At 33.9% G+C, this 6,161-nt stretch carries 5 protein-coding genes and 1 pseudogene; all 6 read left to right on the top strand.

Annotated features, from left to right (window positions below; translation table 11 throughout):
- Window positions 1-8: 8 nt before the first annotated feature.
- Window positions 9-890: a DUF6625 family protein gene (locus tag PG062_RS08005; RefSeq protein WP_333559396.1), complete on the top strand. Its 882-nt coding sequence runs from the start codon at window positions 9-11 to the stop codon at window positions 888-890.
- Window positions 891-893: 3 nt separating this feature from the next.
- Window positions 894-1,814: a hypothetical protein gene (locus PG062_RS08010; protein WP_270751874.1), complete on the top strand. Its 921-nt coding sequence runs from the start codon at window positions 894-896 to the stop codon at window positions 1,812-1,814.
- An 89-nt stretch (window positions 1,815-1,903) separates the two neighbouring features.
- Window positions 1,904-3,253, top strand: a complete 1,350-nt coding sequence (locus PG062_RS08015; RefSeq protein ID WP_270751875.1) for an O-antigen ligase family protein — start codon at window positions 1,904-1,906, stop codon at window positions 3,251-3,253.
- 247 nt (window positions 3,254-3,500) lie between these two features.
- A pseudogene (locus PG062_RS15895) lies at window positions 3,501-3,656 on the top strand (DapH/DapD/GlmU-related protein); the annotation flags it as partial.
- An 8-nt stretch (window positions 3,657-3,664) separates the two neighbouring features.
- A complete protein-coding gene (locus PG062_RS08025; protein WP_270751877.1) occupies window positions 3,665-4,600 on the top strand; it encodes a glycosyltransferase family 2 protein in 936 nt (311 codons plus the stop codon).
- A gap of 13 nt (window positions 4,601-4,613) precedes the next feature.
- The gene (locus PG062_RS08030; protein WP_270751878.1) at window positions 4,614-6,056 is read left to right on the top strand and encodes a flippase; all 1,443 of its coding nucleotides are present in this window, start codon (window positions 4,614-4,616) and stop codon (window positions 6,054-6,056) included.
- Window positions 6,057-6,161 lie beyond the last annotated feature (105 nt).

Genomic DNA, 6,161 nt, shown 5'->3' on the forward strand with positions numbered 1-6,161 from the left:
AATAGCATTTGTTATACCATGGGGGGGGCAATCTCCCAGTATATTTCCAATTATGGCTGGAGTCATGTAGAAGAAATCCGAGCGTAGAGTTTCTTATTTTTACAGATGACTATACGGAATACAATTATCCAGACAATGTAAAAGTGCATTATATGAGCTTTGAACAGATGAAAGAACTGTTTCAAAAGCATTATGATTTTCCCCTGTCAATTAGTGCTCCATATAAGTTTTGTGATTTTAGACCTGCCTTTGGTGAAATTTTTTCTGACTATTTGGTGGGCTATGACTATTGGGGGCATTGTGATGTTGACTTAATATGGGGCGATATACGGAAATTTGTTACGGATGATGTACTAACAAAATATAAACGAATTTTTTCAAGAGGACATTGCAGCATTTACGAAAATTCATCGGAAGTTAATGCTTTCTACAGAACACTTCCGGCGTGTGGCTGCCAAGATTGGAAAAATGTATTTCAAAGTGAAAAGTCTTGTTGTTTTGATGAATGGGCTGGTCATTGTGGCGGTGGGATGTCGCAAATAATGCTACAAAATAATGTGACAATATTTGATGAAGTGTGTAGCGCAGATATTAATGTTAATAAGGGAAACTTTGAAATCAATAGAATGGAAAAATATAGGGACCTGTATTTTGCATATGAAAACGGAAGAATGAAATTGAAAGGCCCGGATATGAACCGAGAGGTCTTGTGTGCGCATTTTCAAAAGCGTGCAGTTGAAATAGAAAAAGATATTAATTATAACAAATATTATTTTGTGGCACCATGTCATATAACGAGCGATGAAATTCAAATAAAGTCACATGTGATAGAAAATAGATTGTTCGAAATTAGGAGACTGCTCAAAAGAGTGCAGAGTAAAGTGAGGTAAGTTATGCTGAATCTTTTTTATAGAGGGGTGACACCGTGGGCTGTAGCTAACCGAAGCCAGATATGTATCAATCGAATATTAGGAAGAATGGCGAATTATGCATATCCGGTATATTGCAAAACAAGCAAAATTCAGCCGAAGGCACCTTCGGCATATGATTTATGCAAAAATAGAGTTATCATTTCATTAACATCTTTTCCCGCAAGAATTGATAAAGTGTACTTGTGCATTAACAGTTTGTTAAGGCAATCTGTTAGAGCGGATAAGATAGTATTGTGGCTTGCAGATACACAGTTTCCAAATGGAAATGGAATACCTGAAAGTTTGAAGCGTTTGGTAGGGGAAAAATTTGAAATTCGATTTTGTGATGATCTAAGATCGTATAAGAAAATTTTCTATTCGGCTCAGCAATTTAAAGATGATATAATTATTACGGTGGATGATGATACGCTTTACCCGGAGGATTGGCTATTAAATTTAATCAACACATACATTAAATATCCTGATTGTGTATGCTGCTATCGAGCACACAAAATCGTCCTGAAATCGGAGAAAATTGCTCCGTATTCCGAATGGATTGGGCTATCTCCGAATGAAACAGGACCGGATTCATTTCTAGTGCCTATAGGTGTTGGGGGCGTTTTATACCCTCCGACATTTTTTAATAATGTTGAGTTTGATTTTGAGAAGATCAAAGAGCTGTGTCCAACAGCAGATGATCTTTGGCTAAAAGCAATTGGATTAAAAAATGGATTTAGAGCCGTTAAAGTTAATCCGAACTCAAAGGAATGGTTCACGATAGTTTCGTCACAAAAACAGGCACTTATGAAGACTAACGTTGGTCAGAATATGAATGATGTTTCAATTAGTAACTTGCAGAAGTTCTATAAAATCAAGTTGTACCAAGATGATGAAATTCAGTGATATCTTAGCTTTATAGAATTAATTCTTTGTTGCTCTTTTTCACAAGAAAGGATGCTTGAAAATAATATTTTGAAAGAGATGGTAAGAAGATGGCAATAAGTATACAATTGGGAGCAATATTAGCTGCTTTACTGATAATAAACATCTATTTCATGTCCGCAAAAAAATATGAATTGATATTTTCAATATGTATTATTTTGTTAACATTTGTGTCAAAAGAAGAAAATGGAATTATAAGTGGAGTGCCTTATGATACGGGAGGTGTGATCAATCCTAGTATAGTAGGATATGACGTTTTAATCATCCTGATTCTATCGCTTGCGCTAAGACACGGTAAAATTAAATCGTTGGGCGTATTCTGGCGTAGAGCCGTGATATGCACATGGCTTACTATTACAATTCGCTTTGTAATTGATGGGTTTGGGGTGCTTTCAAATAAAGTATTCGATAGCTATTTGATGCCGATGGCATATGCTCTATTAATGATTCGGTACTTGGATAAAGAGAAAGCCATTAAGGTCGTAAAGGTACTATATGTTTGTGTGCTAATTAATGCGGCTGTAGGAGGTTGTGAATATTTTCTTGGACGAAGCTTGCTTTTTCATGAGTATTATATGAAAGCTGTTGGATGGTATCCGAATACTTATTTAGCACAAAAATACGGCGTTTCATTTAGATGTACAGCTTTTTTAGGACACCCATTGACAAATGGTATGTATTACCTGATGGGTGTGGTTTATTTGTTCAACAATGAAAAAAAATGGAATTTATTCAAAATTGTACAGTTTGCAGTTTTAGGATTTGCGATATTTGCAACTAATTCGAGAGGTGCTTTGCTTATTCTAAGTATATATATTTTGTTCTACCTTATTTCCAATAAAAAAGCTTTGAAGCTCTGCTTTTTGGCTGGAATGGGCGTAGTCATCACAACAAGGATAAACTTGCAAGAAATATATAATAATATTTTTGCAAGAGATGCGACAGGTAGCTCTATGATGGTTAGAGTAAAAGTACTTTTGAATTTTTTTGATATTCCAATTCAAAATGTAATAATGGGCATGGGATATAACAATGCGGGCACGATTTTTTCAAAGTACACAGGCGGAGCAAATGCTGAAATTTCTTATATTATTTTATTGATGGAAAATGGAATAGCTGGATTTATTTCATGGTTTGTTGCCTTATCGAGTATTTACAACAATAAAATGTGTCGAATGTTCAATGGAATTAAGTATAGCGGATTAGTACATGGAATGTTAATATGTTTCCTCATGTATGCTGCAACTTCTAATTCTTTTGCAGACCCAGGCACGTTGACTTATTTGTTGTGTTTTATTTTGGCATTGTCACGAATTGGAAAAGTGGATACTTTTAAGGAGAATTTGATTTATGGGAATGGTATGGAGAGTAAAGAAGCTAATTCAAGACTTCCGGTATAGAAAAGTAGATATCGGAGAAAATTCAAGAATTAATCTTGGGGTTCAAATCAATAATCCACAGAACATGAAAATAGGAGATAACACGTATATAAACGGTGGTGTATTTTCAATTGGTGAAAATTCAAAAATTCACATTGGAAATGACTGCTTGATCTCTTACAATGTGCATTTTAGGACGGCATCTCACCATTATGAAAATAAAAATGAGCTTATAAGAAGGCAGGGAGAATTTGAAAAAGACATTACAATTGAAGATGATGTATGGGTAGGCTATGGTGCGCAGATAATGCCTGGGGTTACGATACATAGTGGTGCTGTTATAGGTGCAGGTGCGGTTGTAACACGAGATGTAGCACCGTATACCGTAGTGGGGGGGGTCCCGGCCAAGGTTATCAAAACCCGAAAGTAATCTTGTCAATTATTATTCCAGTATATAATACAGCAAAACAATTACGGAGATGTTTAAATAGTATTGTTACGCAACTGAATGATAAAGTTGAGGTAATACTAATTAACGATGGTTCTACAGATAATAGCATCAGTATTATCCACGACTATATAGAGCATTATAACCAACTCAAATTATATGATAAACCGAACGAAGGGGTTAGTTCATCAAGAAATATTGGACTAAAAGTGGCTGTTGGTCAATATGTTGCTTTTGTGGATTCGGATGATTATGTCGAAAATGACTATATTTGTAAAATGTTGGCGAATATACAAAAGATGGAGTTAGATAAGCTGGATCTTATGATTTTTGGCTTCTATAGGAGAGAAGGTGAAAACTATAGCGTGAATTCACCAATGGTCAGGAAAAACGAAAGTGATATTATAAAAGATATTTTTGTTCAGAAGTATAACGCTCCATGGAATAAAATATTTAAGAAAAGTATAATAGATACATATAAGCTTGAGTTTCCAGTTTCCATGAAAACAAGTGAAGATTTTCTATTCCTTCTAGATTATGTGCAGAATACCTGCAAAATTGGAGTTGCAGATGAATGTTGTATTTATAACTATTGTGACAATCCATGTGGAGCAGTGAATAATACAAAAGAACAATATTTGATTGATACAATTAAAATTTATCATAAAATACAGGCAATGATGAAAAACCACTCAATAAGTTATATAAATGAAATAGAAAATTCCATAATGGAAAGATATTATTATATAGTTTATAACTTATTGAGGATGGGCGATAATAAGAAAGAACTTCGATCGATATTATATACGCTTAATTTTGATTTGAAACAAATGTCAAATTTGGACAGAAAAAATAAGCTGAAACGATTTCTTGTTGAACATCAATGCTTTTCAATAATTGAACGATCAATAAAAAAATAATGAGGAAGATTTAATGGGCAGTGTGAAAAAAAATATAATTTATAATATAAGCTATCAGATATTAATCTTGATAGTTCCCTTTATTACGTCACCATACGTTTCTAGAGTCTTAGGACCGGAAGGACTTGGAACATATTCTGTTACAACGGCAATAGTTAAATATTTTACACTATTTGCACTGCTTGGAATGTCAAACTATGGAAACAGAACGATTGCCAAGAATAAAGACAGTAAAGAAAAGTTGTCTGTTACATTTTGGAACCTATATTATTTTCAATTGATTTCATCATCAACTGTATTAATGATGTACATAATATATCTTTTTGTAGTAGGTATAGACAATTATGGATTGGTTAGCTTATGCCAAATACCATATATGCTTTCTTGTGTGTTCGAAATTAGCTGGTTCTTTTATGGTATGGAAAATTTTAAAGGAATCGTTACAAGAAATACAGTAGTAAAAATTCTCACAACGATAGCAGTATTTGCTTTTGTGAAAGAGCGCGGTGATGCATGGATTTATGTTCTGATTAATTCTCTCAGTTTGTTAATGGGCCAGTTATGTTTATGGCCGTTTGTATTCAAGTATGTTTCTTGGAAAAAACCTAATTGGAGTATCATTCGAAGTCATTTTAAACCCAATTGTATTCTCATGATCAGTGTAATTGCCGTTAGCGTTTATACCTTAATGGATAAAATTATGATCGAGTGGATGACAACAACTACAGAGGTTGGATATTATGAAAACACTGAAAAAATAGTGGCAATAGCAAATAATGCAGCAGGCGCGGTAGGCGCGGTAATGCTACCACGAGTTTCGAATCTTAGAGCGTCAGGAAGTGACGATAAGGTTTTATCATATATAAGTAAATCTATGAAATATATTATGCTAATTGCAGTTGCTCTAGCATTTGGAATAGCGGGAGTTAGCAAGAGCTTTTCTGTTATATATTATGGAAAAGAATTCGAAAGATGTGGAACGCTTTTAATGATGATTTCACCGGCAATTGTTTTTTACGCTGCATCTAATATACTACGAAATCAGTATCTTTTACCAAAAGATATGGATCGTGTTTTTGTTACAGCAACAGTTTCAGCATCTATTTTGAATTTTGTTTTGAATTCTATTTTTATACCTGTGTATGGTGCATTGGGTGCGGTGATTGGAACCGTGGGGGCACAGTTTGGAGAATTGGCTTATCAGGCATTAAAAACAAGAAAAGAACTTCCTATAAAAAAATATATTCTCTATGTTTTTCCATATATATGCTTCGGAGCAATTATGTTTTTTGCTTGCAAAAGAATTGAAAAGATTGAGGGCATTTCTGTGGTGTCTTTGATTACGCAAATCATAGTTGGAGGTATAATATTTTTAATACTAGTAAGTATATATTTTATTATAACGCGAGATGAACTATTTAGTAGCATAATTAATAAAATCAAAAAGAAAGTTTAAGGGAAAGAAAATGAACGAAATGTTTAAAAGAGATTACTATGCATTTTATGGAGAAGAATGGAAATGGGGGGGGGGGGAAAAGCGACTCATTTCTAATAGAGATCT

Origin of the sequence: Gemmiger qucibialis (assembly GCF_027689445.1) — a bacterium.
Taxonomy (GTDB): Bacteria; Bacillota; Clostridia; order Oscillospirales; family Ruminococcaceae; genus Gemmiger; species Gemmiger qucibialis.

Coding starts and splice junctions, on each gene's coding strand:
- PG062_RS08010 (WP_270751874.1), top strand. CDS start 894: ATGCTGAATCTTTTTTATAGAGGGGTGACACCGTGGGCTGTAGCTAAC.
- PG062_RS08030 (WP_270751878.1), top strand. CDS start 4,614: ATGGGCAGTGTGAAAAAAAATATAATTTATAATATAAGCTATCAGATA.
- PG062_RS08015 (WP_270751875.1), top strand. CDS start 1,904: ATGGCAATAAGTATACAATTGGGAGCAATATTAGCTGCTTTACTGATA.